The organism is Chitinophaga rhizophila, from assembly GCF_019492185.1.
Lineage (GTDB): Bacteria > Bacteroidota > Bacteroidia > Chitinophagales > Chitinophagaceae > Chitinophaga > Chitinophaga rhizophila.
On the sequence record NZ_JAICCF010000003.1, the window covers coordinates 1,279,884 to 1,301,023 of the forward strand.

The window sequence follows — 21,140 nt, forward strand, 5'->3', positions numbered from 1 at the left end:
GCTCAGAATAACATCCCGGGAGCCCCCCCGCTTCTCGGTGTTTTGCCCAGATGTACATAAGCCTTCTCTGTCACTTCTCTTCCTCTCGGTGTACGTTTGATAAAGCCTTCCTGTATCAGAAAGGGTTCATATACTTCTTCCAGTGTTCCCGCTTCCTCGCCTACGGCCGTTGCAATAGTCGTAATACCCACTGGTCCTCCTTTAAAGTTTTCAATGATTACCTGCAGGATGCGGTTGTCCATCTCATCCAGGCCATATTCATCCACATTCAACGCTTTCAGGCTAAACTGTGCTATTTCCAGATCTATAGTGCCATTGCCCACCACCTGTGCAAAATCACGTACCCTTCTGAGCAGTCCGTTAGCGATACGCGGGGTACCACGTGAACGGCGGGCTATCTCCATGGCGGCATCGGATGTGATCTTTGAATGTAAGATATCAGCTGCTCTCCATATAATCTTCTGCAAAGTTGCAGCATTGTAGTACTCCAACCGGGATTTGATACCAAAACGGGATAACAGCGGAGCTGTAAGTAAGCCGGAACGTGTCGTAGCGCCGATCAGGGTAAAAGGCAGCAGTGAAATCTGTATGGAACGGGCACTCGGTCCTGTATCTATCATGATGTCAATGCGGTAGTCCTCCATGGCAGAATACAGGTATTCTTCTACTACCGTACTAAGCCGGTGGATCTCATCGATAAAGAGAACGTCTTTATCTTCGAGATTGGTCAGCAAGCCTGCAAGATCGCCTGGTTTCTCAATTACCGGACCTGACGTTTCCTTGATACTCACCCCCATTTCATTCGCCACAATACGGGACAGGGTTGTTTTACCCAATCCCGGAGGGCCATGGAACAGGATATGATCCAGCGCTTCTCCTCTTAATTTAGCAGCCTTGATAAATATTTTCAGGTTCTCTATAATCTGGTCCTGTCCGGAGAAATCTACGATCTCCCGGGGCCGGATACTATTCTCAAACTCCTTTTCTGCCGCACTCTGGCGGTGTTCATCTGGTCTTATCGGATTAGACATATCAGGGCGAAAGTTACCAAAAATATAGCTGTCCCGACATCAGCTTGCGGCATTGTTTGGTATATTGTATATATTCAATTCAAAATAACGCAACCCGGAAAGGTCACAACATGAGAAAACATTATATCATTCTGCCTGCACTATGCCTGACAGCCCTGTTTGCCCAGGGACAGCAGATCAAAAAAACAGAGGTTAAACGTATCCTATCCGTTCTGGCTGCCGATGATATGGAAGGTCGGGAAACATTCAAGCCAGGCGCTGAAAAAGCAGCCGTCTTCCTCGAAAAAGAATTTGCTGCCGCGGGCCTCCAACCGCTCAAAGGTGATAATGATTTCAGGCAATCGTTTTTCCAGTACGATACCAAGCCTCTACGCCAGGACCTGATACTGAATGGCCAGCCTGTTTCGAGCAGCCGCGTATTCGTAACCGGTGTAGAAACCCATATTAACTGGAACCAGGATTCAAAGGTAGAAAAGGCAGTTATTGCTGCCGGAGATAGCTTTGAAAACAAACTTAGAGAGTTGAAACGCAGCACCATGCCAACCATAGTATGGGTTGATCAGGCTCACAATGAGAAGTTTGGAATGTACATTAAGGCTGTTCAGCAACATGGAGCCGGCAAGCAGGATAGTACTGCAGCTGTAGCTTTCGTATTAAAAACAGCCGATGACGGGGAGTTTGACAGCTGGTCGCTGGAGGCAAAACAAGAGGTTACCCGCCTGCCGCTCTGCAACATTGCCGGCATGATACCCGGTACCGGTAAGCCTGAAGAATATGTCATTTTCTCTGGCCATTATGACCATATTGGTTTCCAGAAACCCGTGGAGCAAGATAGCATAGCTAATGGCGCTGATGATGATGCCAGTGGTGTAACAGCAGTATTGTTGCTGGCCAGGTATTTCATGGCACATCCGCCGGTACGGAGTATCCTGTTCGTTGCCTTTACCGGCGAAGAAATCGGAGGGTATGGTTCCCGTTACTTCTCCCGTCAGCTGGATCCGGAGAAGATTATAGCCATGTTTAATATCGAGATGATTGGTAAAGAGTCTAAGTTTGGTAAGAACAGTGCCTTCATCACCGGTTATGAACGTTCTAACTTTGGTGAGATTCTGGGTAAAAACCTGGCCGCTTCCAAATTCCGCTTCCATCCCGATCCATATCCGGAGCAGCAGCTGTTTTACCGTTCAGACAATGCTACACTGGCCAGACTGGGTGTACCTGCACATACTATCTCGACCACACAGATTGATAAAGATGAGCTTTACCATAGCGTGAATGACGAAATAGAAACCCTCGATCTGGATAATATTACAAGCATTATTCAGGCAATAGCTACCAGCGCCCGCTCAATAGTAGATGGTAAGGATACGCCTACCCGTATTGACAAAAGCACTGTCACACAGCGATAAGTATTAAGGCATCAGCTGGAGTATAAGGTCGGGGTCGGGGCAGTTAGCGAGGTATTGTTCTCTTTGGCTGTAACGGCATACACCGGGATAGTCTCCCTGCTTACCTTCCATGTCAATAATGATCTGGAAATGCAGGTGAGGAGGCCAATGCCCGTTTTCAGTAGTATCTCCGAAATGAGCGATGAGCTGTCCGGCTGCTACTCTCATACCCTCGTGTAGCCCTTCCAGGTCTTTCAGCGAAAGATGGCCGTAAAGGGTATGAAAAGTATATCCTTCGAGCTGGTGCTGTAGTATAATAGTTGCGCCATAGTCGCCGTGAGCATCATTGAAACGGAAGCTATGTACCGTGCCATCCATCGGAGCGAAGACATGGGTACCGGTAGGTCCCCAGATATCAATTGCCAGGTGAAATCCACGAGGTTCCTCAGCGGTCGAGAAGTGATCATTCCGAGAGTAGATAGTGCGGTGCTCCGCATAACCGCCAATACCGAAAGTGCATTCATGATCTTTCAGCAGCTGATCGACATAATTGGAGAATAAACCGGTATTATCAATTATTTCCGGTGTAAGGGAGGTGTTTCTCTCTGTAAAATCCATCAGCAGAAGCCTGTCGATCTCGGGATCAAGCAATACTACAGGCTGAAAAGGCTGGTAACGTTCTAAGATCTTATCTAACATGTTGACCGGTTAAGGGGAACAAAATACAGAAATTAGTTATAAAACTGAGCGGCTGTACCTATCCGGCAATAATCTTCCTACGTGTTTGGATGCGTGCAGCTGAGTAGGTAGGTGTGGACAAGTGAAACAGTAGTAGGCTTTCGCCTCTGCCTCAGATTCGACGCTTCTTCGTCGCCAGGAGGTCGCTAGTTATATTCAAGTCCACGTCTAGTTCGTCGCCAGGAGGTCACTAGCTGTATTCAAGTCCACGTCTAGTTCGTCGCTAGCAGGTCGCTAGTTGTATTCAAGTCCACGTCTAGTTCGTCGCTAGCAGGTCGCTAGTTGTATTCAAGTCCAGGTCTAGTTCGTCGCCAGGAGGTCGCTAGTTATATTCAAGTTCACGTCTAGTTCGTCGCTAGTAGGTAGCTAGTTGTATTCAAGTCCACGTCTAATTCGTCGCTAGTAGGTTGCTAGTTGTATTCAAGTCCACGTCTAGTTCGTCGCCAGGAGGTTGCTAGTTATATTCAAACCTATCGGTGAAGCGTCGGAGGAAGATATAAAAGAGACAGCCCTGTCAATTGACAGGGCTGTCTCTTTTATATCATGTCTGACATTAAACAACCAGGTTGATCATTCTGCCTTTAACTATCACTATTTTCTTTACTGGTTTACCATCTATCCATTTCTGCACGGCCTCGTTAGCAAGTACTTCCTTTTCAATAGCTGCATTGTCTGCGTCTAGTGCGAAGCTCAGTTCAGTACGTGTCTTACCGTTTACGGCGATAGGGTAGTTAAATGCGCTCTCCTTGGTATATTGTTCTTCAAATACCGGATATGGAGCATCCAGAATGCTGGTAGTATGACCTAACAGGTGCCACAGCTCTTCAGCGATGTGCGGCGCATACGGGGTGAGTAATACCAGTAACGGTTCCAGTATACTGCGTTTGTTGCATTTAAGGCTGCTCAGTTCATTCACACAGATCATAAACTGGCTTACTGCTGTATTGTAAGAGAAGTTCTCGGTGTCTGCGTCGATCTTCTGAATCGTCTTGTGCAGCGCTTTGAGCTCTTCAGCTGTGGGCGGAGCATCTGTTACAATCAAACCTTTCTGCTCATCAGCGAAAAGACGCCATAGTTTCTTCAGGAAGCGGTGTACGCCTTCAATGCCTTTGGTATCCCAAGGTTTGGACTGCTCTACAGGGCCAAGGAACATTTCATACATACGGAAGGTATCAGCGCCGAATCTCTCTACGATGTCATCCGGGTTGACGGTGTTATACTTTCCTTTACTCATTTTCTCAAGCACAACTCCACAGATGTACTTTCCATCTTCCAGTATAAATTCGGCATCTTTATTAGCAGGACGCCAATTTTTAAACGCCTCAATATCCAGTTCCAGACCATCGACAATATTTACATCTGTATGTAATTCATCTGTCTCATATTGATCTTTCAGGCCATGAGAAACGTAAGTATTAGTACCGCGAACGCGATACACCATGCGTGAGCTACCGCCGATCATCCCCTGGTTAATCAGCTTTTTGTATGGCTCCTGGAATCCGATGAAGCCGAGATCATACAGCGCTTTAGTCCACATACGGGAATACAGCAGGTGACCTACTGCGTGTTCGGTACCTCCTACATAAACATCTACCTGGTTCCAGTAGTCTGTTGCTGCACGATCAGCAAATACTTCCGTATTCTTAGGATCGGCATAACGCAGGAAATACCAGCTGGAGCCTGCATAACCAGGCATTGTATTAGTCTCCCTTTTCGTCTCAGCATCAACAGTTACCCAATCAGTGATATTAGCCAGCGGCCCTTCACCTTCTTCACCCGGCTTGTAGTTTTCTACGTGCGGAAGTGTCAATGGCAGTTCTTTTTCGTTCAGTGCGTAAGGAATACCATTTTTGAAAACGATCGGGAACGGCTCACCCCAGTAGCGCTGACGGCTGAAACCGGAGTCTCTCATTTTATAGTTAATCTGGCGTTTACCGAGACCTAATGCTTCTATTTTGTCAATTACCACATCCATGGCTTCCCGCATGTTCATGCCATCCAGGAAGTCGCTATTCTGCAGCGTGGCCTCTTTGGTTGCGTTTGCCTCTTCACCATTGAACGCATCACCAATAATATTGGTAATGTGGATGTCGAAGTGTTTAGCGAAGTTAAAGTCACGCTGGTCGCCGCAAGGAACGGCCATGATTGCGCCGGTGCCATATCCTGCCAGCACATATTCAGAGATCCATACCGGAATGCGCTGACCGTTGAACGGATTGAGCACATAAGCGCCGGTAAAGCAACCGGTGATCTGTTTTACTTCAGCCAGACGTTCTCTCTCTGAACGGCTCTGCACATAATCAAGGTATTTGTCTACTTCTGCCTTTTGGTCGGGAGTTGTGATGAGTGATACCAGGTCATGTTCTGGCGCTAACACCATAAAGTCTACGCCAAAGATGGTATCAGGGCGGGTTGTATATACGGTAACGCCTGCATTTTCAACACCGTCTATACTGAAAGTGATCTCAGCACCCTGGCTTTTACCGATCCAGTTACGCTGCATTTCTTTCATAGCTTCGCTGAAGGATACTGTTTCCAGTCCGTCCAGCAGTCGGTTAGCGTACTCGGTAATACGGAGGAACCATTGTCTCATTTTCTTTTTGACAACAGGGAAGCCTCCACGCTCACTCACACCATTGACTACTTCGTCGTTCGCCAGTACTGTACCCAGTGCAGCGCACCAGTTTACTTCTGCGAAGGCCAGGTAGGCCAGGCGGTAGTGCATAAGTATCTCACGCTGACGGGCTTCGGAGAACTGACTCCATTCTGCGGCAGTGAATTTTATGGTACGATCACCAGGACATTCGTGTGCAGCATTACCTGACTGTCCGAATATGGCGATCAGCTGGTCTATCCTTTCAGCTTTCTGGGTGGCACGGTTAAACCAGCTATCAAACAGCTGGAGGAAAATCCATTGCGTCCATTTGTAGTAACCAGGATCGCTGGTCTTTACTTCGCGTTCCCAATCGAAAGAGAAGCCGATGTTGTCCAGCTGTCTGCGAAAGGCTGCCAGGTTATTGGCGGTAGTTACGGCAGGATGCTGACCTGTTTCCAGGGCATATTGTTCTGCCGGCAGGCCGAAGGCATCCCAACCCATAGGGTGAAGGACGTTAAAGCCTTTTAGTCTTTTATAGCGTGCATATATATCAGAGGATATGTATCCAAGTGGGTGTCCCACATGGAGTCCCGCTCCCGATGGGTAGGGGAACATGTCCAGTACGTAACATTTGGGTTTGGAGCTATTGTTGCTGACCTGGTACGCTTTCGTTTCAACCCAGCGAGCCTGCCACTTTTTCTCAATCGCCCTGAAATTGTATTCCATATAATAATTAATATTCTTTCTAATCTGTGCATGAGTCTATTTCAGCTGCTCATGTAGCAGCTTAAAATAACGTTAAAGGATGACAAAAGTAAACATAACTCCTAATTTTTATTATTTTCGCCAATAAACGGTAGATTAATGGCGCAGCAACCCGGTAAATCATCATCTAAAAAATCGAAACCTTCCTATCTCTACTCTATTATCGGGGTGGCACTTGTTCTTTTCCTGCTGGGAACGCTCGGGACGATTGTCATACATGCTAACAGGCTGAGTGAGTTTTTCAAGGAAAGTATTGAAATACAGGTGATTCTGAGGGATAACGTGAAAGAGGAACAGGCAATCGCCCTGCGTGACTCTATCGGTTCCCGCCCATACGTAAAGTCGATCGAGTACGTATCTAAAGAGAAGGCTGCTGACCGTTTTAAAAATGAGTTTGGGGAGGATTTTATCACACTTTTACAATACAATCCCTTATACGCAAGTATTAACGTAAAGGCGAATGCGCGTTATGTGAACCCGGACAGTCTTAAAATTATTGAGACTAACCTCTCACAGCAGAGCATTGTAAGAGAAATATCTTACCAGCGCGGACTTGTAAGCAAACTAAATGAAAATGTCCGTAAAATCGGGCTGGTAATACTGGGTATTTGTGTGTTATTGTCACTGGTAGTTATAGTGTTGATTGACAATACTATCCGTCTTGCCATGTTCAGTAACCGCTTCCTGATCAAGACCATGCAGATGGTAGGCGCTACGCGGTGGTTTATTGCCAAGCCGTTCGATATCCGCAGTATCATCAATGGGGCCATTAGTGCTATACTGGCAATAGCCGGACTGGTAGGTCTCATCTACGGTGCTGATCAGCTGCTGCCAGAACTGGCTGGTATGAGGGATTACTTCCTGATGACGGCACTGTTTATTGGTATGATCATTCTCGGTATCTGTATCTCCCTGGTGAGTACACACCGCTCTGTAATGAAATACCTGCGTTTAAAACTGGACGATCTTTATTAATCTGATAATTACAGCATACCATACATATGAGTAAAGCAACCTCACATATTAATGTTGATAAAACGGGCCAGGAGGTTCGTTCCGTTTTTCCAAAAGAGAATTATAAGATCATGGTTGCCGGACTGGCAATCGTAGTAGTGGGCTTCCTGTTGATGATGGGCGGTAACAGCAATGATCCTAATTCATTCAAGCCTGAAGAAGTATATAGTTTCCGTCGTATTACCCTGGCACCTATTGTAATTGTACTGGGACTGGTAGTAGAGATCTATGCTATAATGCGCAGGCCTAAATAAGCTGATAAATAAGATATGAACATTCATATGGCGATGAGCAGTTCATCGCCTTTTTTTTGATATTTACTTCACACCTCAGAAACTTAAACCCATTTAATTGTCATGGAAATCTGGCAGGCGATTATTATTGCGATTGTAGAAGGACTAACAGAATTTTTACCTGTTTCATCAACAGGGCACATGGTTATTACCAGTGCGTTGTTAAATCTCAACAAAGACGAATTTACCAAACTGTTTGAAGTATGTATCCAGCTGGGTGCTATTCTAGCGGTAGTCGTATTGTACTGGAAAAAGTTCCTGGTATTTGACAGGAACAGATTGAACTTTTACCTCAAGCTGGTGATCGCAGTATTGCCGGCGCTGATAATAGGTTTTCTCTTTGCAGACAAGATTGATGAACTATTGGAAAGTCCGTTAGTAGTAGGTATTATGCTGCTATTAGGCGGTATCGTATTACTGTTTGTGGATAACTGGTTCAAGCAACCGACCATTGACAAGGACGAGGATATCACGTTTTTTAAGGCGTTGCGGATAGGTTTCTGGCAATGTGTGGCCATGATACCTGGGGTAAGCCGTAGTGCAGCTACCATTATCGGTGGTATGCAGCAGAAGCTGACCCGTAATGTAGCTGCTGAATTTTCCTTTTTCCTGGCGGTGCCAACCATGGCCGCAGCAACAGGATATAAGTTGCTAAAAGGTCATGAACTGCTGATGTCAGATATGAACAACCTGAAGCTGTTGCTGATAGGTAACATAGTGGCGTTTGTAGTAGCAATGATCGCTATTAAGTTCTTTATCAATGCGCTGAAGAAATATGGTTTCAGAGTATGGGGATACTACCGCATCGTGGTGGGTATTGCTATTCTGGCAGCCATCGGTATGGGCTATAAATTATCCGTATAAATTTACCTTTTAATACCAGCTCCGCCCACCCAAGGCGGAGCTTCTTTTTATTCCCTGAACGTTTTTATGAAAAATAGTTTCCTGTACCTGTTCTGTACGCTGATGGCCTTTAGCGCCATGGCGCAGCAAAATTATGTTCCTGCAACTATCATCACCTTACAGCAGGATTCCCTGAAAGGATTTATCGAATTTCACGATTGGTTTCAGCCTCCTACTGAGATCCAGTTTAAGCAACAGCTATCAGATGCTACTGTGCAGCATTTCAAACCTGCAGATATCAGTGGCTTCCTGGTAGCAGTCCCTGATGTTGCGTATGCAGCGCGTAAAGTTCGTCTTGATATTACCTTTGAGGAGCTGGCTAATCTTCGGAAAGGGAATGAACGGGAAATACAGGACGCGGTGGTATTTCTCCGGAAGTTAACAGGGGGTGTTTACACGCTGTATGAATATATGGACAAGTATTCCCGCGCGCATTACATTTACGAGGGGAAACAAGCGCCTCCTACCGAGCTGGAATGTATCAAGACTTATTACAATCGTGCGTCAACTGAAGGCCTTGTGGAGGATGACCGTTACCATGCACAGCTAGAGGTACTATTTGCAGATAATCCGGCTGTGGCAGCCAGAGCCGGCACGGTAAAGTATCACCGGAAGAACCTTTCGAGGCTGTTTATTGCCTATAATACAGCTAGTAATCCGGCTACGGTAACAGTACCGGTAAATAGTGTCAGAACGAGGGTGAGATATCCGGTATCTTTCGGTCTGCTGGCTGGAGTGTCGCATAACAGCTTTAAAGTGAAAGGCGGCAATTCCGTAGCAGCAGCAACATATCATTCAAATACATTCCTGACTGGCGGCGCATGGGTAAATATCCCGCTCGGAAAGGCACTGCCTAATGTATCGGCAGTAGGAGAGGTGATGTATAAGCGCTCAAGGGCACATACCAAGCCCTGGGAGGGTAGTATGTACAAATTTGACTTCAGTTACATACAGGTAAATACCCTGATTCGATATACTTACCCGCTAAAAGGGCTGTTCAGGCCATATGCCAATGTTGGTTTTGGTAATGGTTGGATGATCAGAGAAACTGAGAACCTGGCGCAATATCCATGGCGGCCTGGTATCTGGGAAAAGTCAGCAGAACCGCTGAGAAAGTATGAGCAGTCATTTATTGCAGGAGTTGGTTTTGATGTATCCAGAATGGGCGTGGAGTTTCGTTATAATTCCAGCAATGGATACGCCCCCCTGAATGGTAACCGGACAGTTATCAACAGTTTGCAGCTGCTGGTTAAATTCAGGTTGTAACAGGCGTATATTAGTAGTTATATAACACAACATTATCGGTCCGTGAAAGGACAATTTCTTAGTATTTATGAAACGTATTTCCCTTTATCTATGCTGTATGTTCACGGCCTTAGCTGCCGTTGCACAGCGTAATTATGTGCCTGTAACGATCGTTAAAGCACCCAATGATTCATTGAAAGGTTTTATCAATTTTCGTGACTGGTATCAGGCACCTAAGCAGATTATTTTCAAGGAAAGTTTATCAGACACCAAAGAGCAGCATTTCGGCCCTGGAGATATCAGTGGTTTTGTGATCGGAGAGCCGGAGATGGAATATGTATCTCGTAAGGTCAGTATAGATGTTACGAAAGAAGATCTTACGGGCGACCAGGAAGCATGGCAGCGTACCATACAGGATACGCTGGTTTTTCTGAGGAAGATTGTTGGCGGTACGTACAACCTTTATGAGTATGCAGATATGCATTCCAGGATGCACTTTATTTATGACGGTCAACAAGTGCCTGCGCGTGAACTGGAAGTGATTAAAGCTTATGTGAAGCGTCCGAGTGGGGATGGTATTGTGACTGACGCACGTTATAAGCAGCAATTGGAGGAACTGTTTGCAGATAATAGATCGGTCGTAAAGAAGGTGTCTTTTTCAGGCTACAACGATAAGAGCCTGACTAGGCTATTCGTAGCTTATAATAGCCAGAAAGATCCTGCTACAGTAACCGTGCCGGATGTAAAAAAGAGGACCAGGTATCCGATATCCTTTGGTCTTATGGCAGGAATGGCATTTAACAGCTACACTTTTGACGGGATTGCGTTTAACGAGCAGAAAGGACGTCATAAGTCAAACAGTACGCCAATAGCAGGTGTATGGTTAGATGTTCCTTTCGGAAGAATTGCCCGCAACTTTTCGGCTGTAATAGAGGGCTTTTATAAACAGTCCAAGACAAGTTTTACAAATCAGCCGGGCGATCAGTTTAAATATAATTTTAGTTATATCCAGTTCAACACAATGTTTAGGTATACCTATCCGACCAAATCCGGCATTTCTCCTTATTTGAATGTTGGTATGGGTAATGGTATGGTAATAAAAATAACAGAGAATGACTACGCATACTGGAACAGGCCGAATGAGTGGCGAACTGCTATTGTGGGTCCGCGCAAACATGAGCAGTCATTAGTAGCAGGCGTCGGTGTGAACATTTACCGACTGGCTGCGGAGATCAGGTATAACAATGGTAATGGTTTCTCGCCGTACAGTTCCGGGAAGACAACCTTTAACAATGTTCAGGTGGTAGCTAAACTGCGGTTTTAGCCCTTAACGGCCAGCAGCAGTTCCAGGTCAGTATACTTTAATTTGAACTTTTCACTGAGGTGGTAGTTGGTCAGCGCGCCTTTGTACAGGTAAATGCCGTTACGTACGCCGCGCTTGATCCATACCAGGTTCTCGAAGCCGCCATCATCAGCAGCCTCCAGCAACAGGGGCATCAGTACATTACTGATTGCTTCTGATGCTGTACGGGCAAACCCGGAAGGGATGTTAGGCACGCAGTAGTGTACAACATCATATTTTTTGAAGACAGGGTTTTCGTGGCTGGTAATCTCTGAGGTTTCAAAACAGCCGCCACGGTCTATACTTACGTCAACGATTACAGAGCCGGCCTTCATATTGCTGACCATAGATTCGGTAACCACGATCGGGGTACGGCCACTCTGAGAGGATAATGCACCGACTGCTACATCGGCGTTACGGAGTTGTTCTGCCAGCACCTTAGGTTGCATAACAGAGGTGAATATACGTACGCCTATATTGTTCTGCAGGCGTTTCAGCTTGTAGATATTGTTGTCGAATACTTTTACGGAAGCACCCAGCGCCATTGCAGTTCTGGCAGCAAATTCCCCTACGATGCCAGCGCCTATAATCACTACCTTAGTGGGTGGAATGCCGGTTACACCGCCCAGAAGGATGCCTTTGCCGCGGTTACTGTTACTGAGGTACTGGCCGGCAAGCAGCATTACCGCCCCTCCTGCAATTTCACTCATCGCGCGTACAATAGGGTATGTACCAGCATCATCTTTCAGATTCTCGAATGAAAGTAAAGTGATTCTCTTTTCCATCATCTTCTGTACCTGCTCAATTTTGAGTGCGGCGAGATGGATAGGAGAGATGACGATCTGGTGAGGGTGCAGCAGTTCTATTTCCTCGTCATTCAGTGGAGCAGATTTGATGATAATCTCTGCTTTGAATACCTCTTTTTTATCATAGAGGATTTCAGCGCCTGCCTCTGAGAAATCGGTATCATAGAAGTGGGAGCCGTCTCCTGCCTTATGTTCAACCACAATATGGTGCCCATTACTGGCTAGGATACTTACAGCATCGGGTGTTAATGCAATACGGTTTTCCTGGAAGGACGTTTCTTTTGGTATGCCTATGAATAAACGGGAATTTTTTTGAGGAATATCCAGCGTTTCTTCCAGTGGTGAATATGTAAAGCCAGCACTCACAACAGGTTTTTGCCTTTGCTCCATATGATTATCAAGATTGGTCCGGGTGATTTTTTCCGAGTATCCAAAGATACATCATTTGTTCAAAGCTTTATCCGGCGCGTAAAACCCTTTTTTTATCCGGTAGTACAGAGAGTTGCAGCCTGACAGTATCCGTTGGTAGCAGGTCGCTGATGATGTCAGGCCATTCTATGAAACTGATAGCATGATCGCGGTATAAGGTATCTTCTACGCCGGCAGCAATGGCTTCTTCTTCATCTTTCAGGCGGTATAGGTCCAGGTGGTAAATGCTGTGTTGCTGACCGTCTTCCGTGAATGCATATTCATTGATGATGGAAAAGGTAGGACTGGCGGTGGCGTCTTCCACCCCCCTGGCAGCGCAGAGCGCTTTAACAAATGTCGTCTTGCCGGCACCCATTGGTCCTTCCAGGGTAAATATGCGTTGCTCCTTATAATGCTGCCAGAAGCTTTCCGCCGTAGCAGGAAGTTCTTCCTGAGAAAATATCCATTCCATGAAGTAAATTTAGCTAATTACTATGTCATTGGTTGCTACCGGGTTGCATTAAAAATGCCGGTGTCCCGAACGAATTGATATTCTGTATGATAAGTCCGTATGCCGATACTGCGTTGCATTAATATTTTATTCGCATAAATCAGTGCTTGGTACCTTTGTTATGGTATTTTGATATTAATAATTTTCCGAAGATCATGGAAACGATTAGTTGTAAAGTTAGGGGTATGCATTGCACCAATTGCGCGCAATCGGTGTCAAAGTACCTTGAAAATAAAGGGATGCAGGATGTAAATGTCAGCTTCGCTACTGAGGAGTTAAGTTTCTCTTTACCGGAGGGCAATGCATCTGCCACTGAAGTACTCAACGGCATTAACCAGATGGGTTACCAGGTAGTATTGCCTGACCAGCCTCAGCCCCGTACGGCATTTTTGAATAGCCTGACCTTTAAGTTTATCTTTTGCGCCATATTCACCGCCCCGTTATTATTGCATATGTGGGTACACTGGAGCTGGCTGCATAATCCCTATATACAGCTGGTATTGTCAACGCCGGTGTATCTGGTGGGATTATGGCATTTCGGGCGAAGCGCGTGGAGATCACTGGTCAACAGACTGGCAAATATGGACGTATTGATCATCCTGGGCGCTACCGCCGCTTACGGATATAGCCTGACAGGAACATTACTCCACCTGGGGAATGAGTATATGTTTTACGAAACGGCAGCTGCCATCATTACCCTTGTATTCCTGGGTAACCTGCTGGAGGAGCGGTCAGTAAAGCAGACTACTACCGCTATTGCCGACCTGGCCCGTATGCAGGTAACAACTGCCAGGTTAATTACTGATCATGACAATCATGAACATATTAACATCGTAGACAACCAGACACTGAAACCCGGGGATAAGGTGCTTGTCAATACCGGCGACAAAATACCGATGGATGGTACTATCTATTGGGGCAACGGCCATATTAATGAATCCATGATTACAGGAGAGAGTACACCGGTAGCTAAAAAGGAAAAAGATAAAGCTATCGGCGGGACCATCATGGAGGATGGCAGCATTAAGATGTTTATCACCGCCACCGGAAAAGATACCGTATTATCATATATCATTGACCTGGTAAGACAGGCGCAAGGCAGTAAGCCTGATATGCAAAAGCTGGCTGACCGCATCAGCGCCATATTTGTGCCGCTGGTATTGGGCATAGCCCTTGCCACCTTCCTGGGATGGATGCTGTTTGGCCAGGTAACTACCGGTAATGCTATTATGAAAGGTATTGCCGTGCTGGTGATTGCCTGCCCCTGTGCAATGGGATTAGCCACACCGGCAGCCGTGATGGTAGGACTAGGCCGCGCTGCCAAAAACGGGATTCTGATTAAAGGCGCTAATACACTTGAGGCTTTCAAGGATATCAAATACGTAGTACTGGATAAAACCGGTACATTGACAACAGGTAAACTAAAGATCGGGCAATACCATTTTACCGGAATGACCGAACAGGCGTTTAAAGCTACAGTATACAGCCTGGAAAAGTATTCTTCTCACCCTATAGCCCGCTCGCTTTCCACTCAATGGAAAGGGCAAGGTGAGGCCGGCCTGTTACAGGTCAGAGAGATCAAAGGCCGTGGTATGCAGGCTAAAGATAACCTGGGAAATGAATGGCAACTAGGGTCATTTGCAATGGCAGAACATGCCACGACAGATGACAGTCATAACATATATCTGCTGAAGAACGGAGAGCTGGTAGGCTGGATTGATTTTACAGATGAGATCAGACCTGATGCAGCGCAGATGGTCCAGCAGTTACAGCGAAGAGGTATCCGTACCGTGCTGCTTAGCGGGGATACCGAAAGGAAATGCAGGGAACTTGCTGCGGAGGTAGGTATTAAGGAAGTGTATGCCGGCCAGACGCCAGAGCAGAAGTTGCAACAAATCGATGCATTAATGAATGATGCGCCTGTAGCAATGGTGGGAGATGGTATCAATGATGCACCAGCGCTTGCCCGTGCAAGTATTGGTATCTCGTTGAGTGACGCCACGCATATAGCCATGCAGAGTGCAAATGTGATACTGTTGAACAGCCGTTTGTCTTCTCTGCCGCTGGCACTTGGACTTGGCAAGCATACTTACCTGACTATTCAACAGAATCTCTTCTGGGCATTTATCTATAATATCATCGCCATCCCGTTTGCTGCTTTGGGCGTATTAAGCCCTATTACCGGCGCAGGAGTGATGGCCTTGTCAGACATTGTCCTTGCTGTAAATTCAGTCAGATTGCGCTATAAAAAGGTGATCTGATGACCATTTCGTGCAGATGTGCGCAATTCTTTATTTTTACACCTGCACTTATATGACCGATCCAGCAGACATACTCAGGAAATATTGGGGGTACGCACAATTTCGTCCTTTACAGGAAGATATTATCCGCGCCATCATCAGTGGTAAAGATACGCTTGCATTATTGCCCACGGGCGGCGGTAAGTCTATCTGTTTCCAGGTGCCTGCCCTGATGAAACCGGGGTTATGTCTGGTAGTAACACCACTCATCGCCCTGATGAAAGATCAGGTAGCAAATCTTCAGAAGCGTAACATTCCTGCTGCCGCCATTTATGCCGGGATGTACTACCAGGACGTGGAACGCCTGTTGGAAGAAGCGCGCAGGGGTAAATATAAATTCCTCTACGTATCTCCTGAACGGCTACAGAGCAATCGCTTTCTGGAATACTGTGACGGCATGCCGGTCAATCTGCTGGCAATTGATGAAGCTCACTGTATCTCACAATGGGGATATGACTTCCGTCCGGCCTATCTCGAGATAGCTGCTATCCGTAATTATTTTCCGGCAGTACCCGTACTCGCGCTGACAGCATCAGCGACTCCGGAAGTACAAAGGGATATATGCAGCAAACTGTTGCTGCAGGAGGCGGCAGTATTCACCAAAAGCTTTACCCGCGCTAATCTTTCCTACAGTGTAATTGAAGAGGATAATAAACCTGAAAAGCTCACACACATACTGCAAAGAGTTTCCGGCAGTGCCATTGTATATTGCCGTAACCGGAAGCGCACGCGGGAGATAGCGGATATGCTGGAGCAGCAGGGTATACCAGCTACCTATTACCATGCAGGTCTGACAGGAGAGGAGCGTACCGCCCGTCAGGAGCTCTGGATCAATAACCGTATCAGAGTAATGGCTTGTACCAATGCTTTCGGTATGGGTATTGATAAACCAGATGTGCGGGTAGTCATTCATTATGATGCAACAGATGCATTAGAGGCATATTATCAAGAGGCTGGCCGTGCGGGCAGGGATGAGCAAAAGGCTTACGCAGTACTATTATACCAGCAGCAGGAGCTGAAAGAAATGCTGAAGGCGCTTGTCTTGCAATTTCCTGAAACTACAGAGATCAGGGAAGTTTACCAGTGCCTGGTCAACTACCTGCAGGTGCCTGTAGGCAGTGCAGAAGGGATCTACTATGATTTTGACATCAACGACTTCGTACGCAAATTTAATCTGAACATTACTGTTACCTATAGCTCGCTGCGCATACTGGAACAGGAAGGGATTCTGCAGTTAAGTGAGAGCGTGTTTATGCCGTCGCGTGTGGAGTTTATTATCAGTAAGCAAACACTGTATGACTTTACTGAAATACAGCCGGCATTTGACCCGATTATACAAACATTATTGCGGACCTATGAAGGTATCTTTGACACGCCGGTACCTGTTTATGAAAAGCAGCTGGCCCGCCTGTTACGGAAACCTGAATTACAGGTAACAGAATGGTTGCAGCAATTGCATCAGCGAAGGATTATTAAATACAGCCAGCGTAAAGAAGAACCACAATTGTGTTTTTCGCAGGAACGTGTCTCTGCGCAACATCTCCGGATTGATGCCGGCAGGATTAAAGCTCGTATGCAGGCCTATAAGGCCAGGCTGGATGCCATGCTGGATTATGTGCAGAATAGGGATATCTGTCGTACGCAGTTACTGGTCAGATATTTTGGTGAAAAGAATGCACAGCCATGCGGCTCCTGCGATGTATGTATTGAAAAGAAGAAAACACCGCTGAGCGCTAAAACAGGGGAGAGTATTGCTACACAATTAATAGCACAATTAGCTGACCAACCAGAGGACTGGCTGACAGTGCGTAACAGGTTGCCGGCTATAGAGGAAGATGCTTTGCTGGAGGTGATGCAGTTCCTGATACACGAAGAGAAAGCAGGGAGAGATGCAGATGGGAAAGTCTATCTCAAACAATAAGCCGCCGTATTTTACTATTAGGGAACGTCCAGGTAACTAAATGAAAAGAGGGTATATCAGCTAAATGTGATACACCCTCTTTTGTTTATTATACCTGCTGTAAATTATAACTTCACTATCGCGCCTGATTTACTGCTTTCAAAGGCAGCTTCAATAACACGTATCACGTTTACTGCGTCGGTCGGTTCAACTGGTACAGGCGCACCTTTTGCCAATGCATTGTACATTTCGTCAAAATACTCGAGGTAGTTGCCTTTAGGCGAAGGCAGGTATTTCCTGATTACTTCTCCATCTTTTTCTGTATGCATCAGGCCCCACTCGTGAATCCCTTCTACACCCCATCCTGGCGCACCTGGTAACAGTCCCTGTTGCAACATAGTCTCTTGGGTGTCTGCTTTTGTTTTGATGAAAGAACCTTTCCGGCCATGGAATTGATAGGAAGGAATAGGCTCTCTGGTAATATAACTGCTTTTCAGTCGTACGCGCAGGTTGTCATAGAAGTATACTAATTCAAAGTAATCATCTACTACAGAATCTTTTCTTATGATACGGATATCCGCCCATATACCATTGGGTATACCAAACAGCTGTAATGCCTGATCTACAAGATGTGAGCCGAGGTCATACAGTCCGCCGGTACCTGGTAACGCAGCTTCTTTATGTTTCTTATAGCTTAGTTCTTCTCTGAACCTGTCGTAATGAATTTCGGCTTCCAGTATCTCGCCCAGGTCACCGCTGGCAATAACTTCCTTCACGATTTTAAAATCGCTGTCAAAGCGTCTGTTGTGGTATACGCTTATTAGTAAGCCTTTGCTCTTAGCTAGTTCTACGAGCTCCTGCCCTTCGGCAGAAGCTACTGTAAATGGCTTTTCCACTATAACATGCTTACCCGCATTTAATGCAGCTTTTGCATATTCATAGTGTGTATAGTTAGGTGTGTTAACAATAACCAGTTCCAGGCTTTTATCCTGGAGCATTTCTTCTACACTCTTATACACTTTCACATCAGGATATCTTTCCTGCGCCATGTGTTTACTTCTTTCCACTACGGCAGTAAATTCAAATCCGGGATGTACATGAATAAAAGGTGCGTGAAAAATGTTACCTGACATGCCATATGCACATATGCCGGTTTTGATGATTTTTTCCATGTAATCTTTTATTTGATCTGTTAAGGCAATAAGATAGTAAATATCGGGCAATGGTATCAATAAAATGTAAGCCAGTTATATCCATAAATGACATTGCCTGGCAAAACGGTCCAAACCGTATGCCAGGCAATATGCAGTATGTCTATTATTTAGTTCTGTACTGTACCGGTGAGGTGTAACTCCTTCTCCTGATCAATACCTTTTATTTTCACCCATATGGTTTTGTTCTGCTGGCCAACAGAGTTAGCAGAATATGTTGTCGTAATCTTGCCGGCTTTACCGGGCAGTACGGGTTCTTTTGTCCACGTAGGGGCTGTACATCCGCAGCTGGTGCGTACATTTTCAATCAATACCGGTTGTTTTTCAACATTAGTGAACTCAAAGTTGACAGTAACCGGTTTGTTAAAAGCGGTAGCGCCGAAGTCAACGTTTTCTTTCTTGAATTTTACTTTGGCATCAACCGGGTGTTCTGTAGTAGTGTTAGCGGTTGTCTGGGCCTGGGCGCATAACAAAAACAGGCTGGCAAATAGGGTTAAAGCTAATTTCTTCATACAATGTTTTTGAGGGTTATAGATATCTGAATATAAGAAAAATATGGCGGAGATCAGAACCAGCTACTGCTTTTTTTACTGCTTTTACCACCGAGTCCGAGTGCTCCCAGCAGACTGCGTGTGATGATGTTGGCGGCAGTACGGCCTACCTGCCTGGCAGCTGAACTGGTGAGTACAGTTTCCAGCACACTTTTTTCCTGTTTTTGCCGGCTTCCTTTAGGAGCAGCTTTTTCCTCTTTTGCTGCTGCTGACTTTTCCGCAGCTTCCTCCAACTTCGCTGTCAATATTTCATAGGCGCTTTCACTGTCTATCTCCCTGTTGTACTTCTTAACAAGCTTCGAGTTGTTCACAATAGTATCAGCTTCTGCATCTGTTAGGACATCCATGCGGGAACGAGGTGATACGAGCATTGTGGCTGCGAGTGGAGTTGGCTGGCCTTTCTCATTCAGGCAGGTAAAAAGTGCCTCTCCTATGCCGATTTGTGTTAATAGTTCATCTGTTTGATAGAAATCGGATAAGGGATAGTTTTCTGCTGTCTGTTTGATGGCTTTCCTGTCATTTGCCGTAAATGCACGTAATGCATGTTGCACCTTCATACCCAGCTGTCCCAGTACGGAGGGAGGTATATCCATAGGATTTTGTGTACAGAAGAAAATACCTACTCCTTTGGAACGGATCAGTTTAATGATTGTTTCAATCTGTTGTAGTAATGCGGTACTGGCTTCCTGGAAGATCAGATGTGCTTCGTCAATAAATATTACCAGTTTAGGCTTCTCCAGGTCGCCCTCTTCCGGCAGAGTAGCATATAATTCTGCCAGGAGGCTTAACATGAATGTAGAGAATAGTTTCGGACGATCCTGAATATCGGCTACTCTTACTATAGAGATTATACCACGGCCATCGTCACTGATACGCATCAGGTCATCCACTTCAAACGATGTTTCTCCAAAGAAACGGTCAGCACCCTGTTGTTCCAAGGCTATTACTTTGCGCAGAATAGTACCTGCGGAGGTAGTAGAGATCTTACCGTAATCTTTCTCCATATCAGCCTTGCCTTCATTGCTGATGTACTGCAATATTTTCTTGAAATCTTTGAGGTCTAGCAGAGGTAGTTTATTATCGTCGCAGTATTTGAAGATCATAGCTACCAGGCCTTCCTGGGTATCGTTCAGCTCAAGTATTTTGGAGAGTAGTACAGGACCAAATTCACTGACTGTGGCACGGAGCCTTGCGCCTTTTTCATTGCTCAGAGAAAGCAGTTCTACAGGATAAGCTGAGGGAGACCAGCTGCCGCCTATTTTCTGATAACGTTCTTCAATTTTGGTATTACTGACACCGGCAGCAGCTACGCCACTCAGGTCGCCTTTGATATCCATCAGTAGTACCGGTACGCTTGCATCACTCAGGGATTCTGCAATAACCTGGAGGGTTTTGGTTTTACCTGTACCGATAGCGCCGGCAATAAGACCATGCCGGTTCAATGTTTTTAGCGGTAAGAACACATCTGCACCGGTCACAACGTCGCCATCCAGTATGGCGCATCCCAGTTTAATGTGTTCCCCTTTAAAGGAATAACCATTGCGGATGTATTCCAGGAATGCTTCCTTCGTTGCCATGGGGTACAAATTTTCACTGAAGTTAAAGAAAAGCGTCCTCGGACAGCAGTAAGCAGCAAAAAAATTACGAATGCCTGGTGCGGTAAAGTAATGCTTTATACGCGCCTGGCATTCGTAATAGTTAAAAGACTACCTGTAATTACAGATCTTCTTCACGTTCCAGCAGGAGTATAGCTCCCTGCGGAACAATGTAATATTTTTCTCCCTGGTAGGATACTTCGGTGGATCCGCTAAGCAGGAAGATGGCAAGATCGCCTTCTTTCGCCTGTAGTGGTATGTATTTTACTTTATCTTCTTCCGGTTTCCATGCATCATCTTCTTCTGACGGAAGTGGTAGCGCATATCCCGGGCCTGTTTTTATCACATATCCCTGTTGAACCTTCTCCTTTTCCTGCATGCCGGGAGGAAGATATAAGCCGCTGTCGGTACGTTCGTTTTGCGTACTGAGTTTGATCAGCACGCGGTCTCCTACAACTATTAGCTTCTTCAATTTATTGTCTTGAGTCAAATGTATAGCCATGGTAATATAACCTTCTGTAAAGGTATTGCAAATTGCGTGCA

At 45.8% G+C, this 21,140-nt stretch carries 17 protein-coding genes; 8 read left to right on the plus strand and 9 right to left on the minus strand.

The annotated features are described in order from the left end of the window. Nucleotides 1-2: 2 nt before the first annotated feature. Nucleotides 3-1,031 carry a Holliday junction branch migration DNA helicase RuvB gene (gene ruvB, locus K1Y79_RS19815; RefSeq protein WP_220251892.1) on the minus strand — a complete coding sequence of 343 codons (1,029 nt, stop codon included), beginning with the start codon at nt 1,029-1,031 and terminating at the stop codon, nt 3-5. A 110-nt stretch (nt 1,032-1,141) separates the two neighbouring features. Here ruvB and K1Y79_RS19820 point away from each other — a divergent pair, with 110 nt between their 5' ends. Beyond that, complete coding sequence (locus tag K1Y79_RS19820) at nt 1,142-2,440, plus strand: M28 family metallopeptidase (protein WP_220251893.1); 1,299 nt, start codon at nt 1,142-1,144, stop codon at nt 2,438-2,440. 3 nt (nt 2,441-2,443) lie between these two features. Here the strand turns inward: K1Y79_RS19820 and K1Y79_RS19825 are convergent, their stop codons facing one another. Both K1Y79_RS19825 and leuS read right to left on the minus strand, forming a co-directional pair. Further along, nucleotides 2,444-3,118, minus strand: a complete 675-nt coding sequence (locus K1Y79_RS19825; RefSeq protein WP_220251894.1) for a peptidoglycan DD-metalloendopeptidase family protein — start codon at nt 3,116-3,118, stop codon at nt 2,444-2,446. 592 nt (nt 3,119-3,710) lie between these two features. Further along, nucleotides 3,711-6,479 carry a leucine--tRNA ligase gene (gene leuS / locus K1Y79_RS19830; RefSeq protein ID WP_220251895.1) on the minus strand — a complete coding sequence of 923 codons (2,769 nt, stop codon included), beginning with the start codon at nt 6,477-6,479 and terminating at the stop codon, nt 3,711-3,713. Between the two features lie 138 nt (nt 6,480-6,617). Here leuS and K1Y79_RS19835 point away from each other — a divergent pair, with 138 nt between their 5' ends. The 5 genes from K1Y79_RS19835 to K1Y79_RS19855 all read left to right on the plus strand — a co-directional run bounded on the left by K1Y79_RS19835 (nt 6,618) and on the right by K1Y79_RS19855 (nt 11,297). After that, a complete protein-coding gene (locus K1Y79_RS19835) occupies nt 6,618-7,493 on the plus strand; it encodes a cell division protein FtsX (RefSeq protein ID WP_220251896.1) in 876 nt (291 codons plus the stop codon). Between the two features lie 26 nt (nt 7,494-7,519). After that, on the plus strand, nt 7,520-7,786 hold the full coding sequence (locus tag K1Y79_RS19840; RefSeq protein WP_220251897.1) for a DUF3098 domain-containing protein: 267 nt from the start codon (nt 7,520-7,522) through the stop codon (nt 7,784-7,786). A 102-nt stretch (nt 7,787-7,888) separates the two neighbouring features. Then, nucleotides 7,889-8,689, plus strand: coding sequence for an undecaprenyl-diphosphate phosphatase (locus tag K1Y79_RS19845; RefSeq protein WP_220251898.1), 801 nt, complete (start codon nt 7,889-7,891; stop codon nt 8,687-8,689). Between the two features lie 66 nt (nt 8,690-8,755). After that, the gene (locus K1Y79_RS19850) at nt 8,756-9,994 is read left to right on the plus strand and encodes a PorT family protein (RefSeq protein ID WP_220251899.1); all 1,239 of its coding nucleotides are present in this window, start codon (nt 8,756-8,758) and stop codon (nt 9,992-9,994) included. 97 nt (nt 9,995-10,091) lie between these two features. Then, nucleotides 10,092-11,297: a PorT family protein gene (locus tag K1Y79_RS19855; protein ID WP_220251900.1), complete on the plus strand. Its 1,206-nt coding sequence runs from the start codon at nt 10,092-10,094 to the stop codon at nt 11,295-11,297. Here the strand turns inward: K1Y79_RS19855 and K1Y79_RS19860 are convergent. Together K1Y79_RS19860 and tsaE are read right to left on the minus strand one after the other, a co-directional pair. Next, on the minus strand, nt 11,294-12,511 hold the full coding sequence (locus tag K1Y79_RS19860) for an alanine dehydrogenase (RefSeq protein ID WP_220251901.1): 1,218 nt from the start codon (nt 12,509-12,511) through the stop codon (nt 11,294-11,296). The genes K1Y79_RS19855 and K1Y79_RS19860 overlap by 4 nt on opposite strands. Before the next feature lie 67 nt (nt 12,512-12,578). Beyond that, nucleotides 12,579-13,001, minus strand: coding sequence for a tRNA (adenosine(37)-N6)-threonylcarbamoyltransferase complex ATPase subunit type 1 TsaE (tsaE, locus tag K1Y79_RS19865; RefSeq protein WP_220251902.1), 423 nt, complete (start codon nt 12,999-13,001; stop codon nt 12,579-12,581). A 224-nt stretch (nt 13,002-13,225) separates the two neighbouring features. On the opposite strand from tsaE, the gene K1Y79_RS19870 reads away from it, so the two are divergent. Next, nucleotides 13,226-15,301 carry a heavy metal translocating P-type ATPase gene (locus K1Y79_RS19870; protein ID WP_236059706.1) on the plus strand — a complete coding sequence of 692 codons (2,076 nt, stop codon included), beginning with the start codon at nt 13,226-13,228 and terminating at the stop codon, nt 15,299-15,301. A gap of 52 nt (nt 15,302-15,353) precedes the next feature. Further along, nucleotides 15,354-17,261, plus strand: a complete 1,908-nt coding sequence (locus tag K1Y79_RS19875; protein ID WP_220251904.1) for a RecQ family ATP-dependent DNA helicase — start codon at nt 15,354-15,356, stop codon at nt 17,259-17,261. Nucleotides 17,262-17,365: 104 nt separating this feature from the next. On the opposite strand, the gene K1Y79_RS19880 is transcribed toward K1Y79_RS19875, so the two are convergent. The 4 genes from K1Y79_RS19880 to K1Y79_RS19895 all read right to left on the minus strand — a co-directional run bounded on the left by K1Y79_RS19880 (nt 17,366) and on the right by K1Y79_RS19895 (nt 21,069). Further along, the gene (locus K1Y79_RS19880; RefSeq protein WP_220251905.1) at nt 17,366-18,412 is read right to left on the minus strand and encodes a Gfo/Idh/MocA family oxidoreductase; all 1,047 of its coding nucleotides are present in this window, start codon (nt 18,410-18,412) and stop codon (nt 17,366-17,368) included. A gap of 149 nt (nt 18,413-18,561) precedes the next feature. Further along, nucleotides 18,562-18,963: a DUF1573 domain-containing protein gene (locus K1Y79_RS19885; protein ID WP_220251906.1), complete on the minus strand. Its 402-nt coding sequence runs from the start codon at nt 18,961-18,963 to the stop codon at nt 18,562-18,564. Between the two features lie 53 nt (nt 18,964-19,016). Beyond that, complete coding sequence (locus K1Y79_RS19890) at nt 19,017-20,579, minus strand: helicase HerA-like domain-containing protein (RefSeq protein WP_220251907.1); 1,563 nt, start codon at nt 20,577-20,579, stop codon at nt 19,017-19,019. A gap of 139 nt (nt 20,580-20,718) precedes the next feature. Then, nucleotides 20,719-21,069: a co-chaperone GroES gene (locus K1Y79_RS19895; RefSeq protein WP_236059707.1), complete on the minus strand. Its 351-nt coding sequence runs from the start codon at nt 21,067-21,069 to the stop codon at nt 20,719-20,721. Between the last annotated feature and the right edge of the window lie 71 nt (nt 21,070-21,140).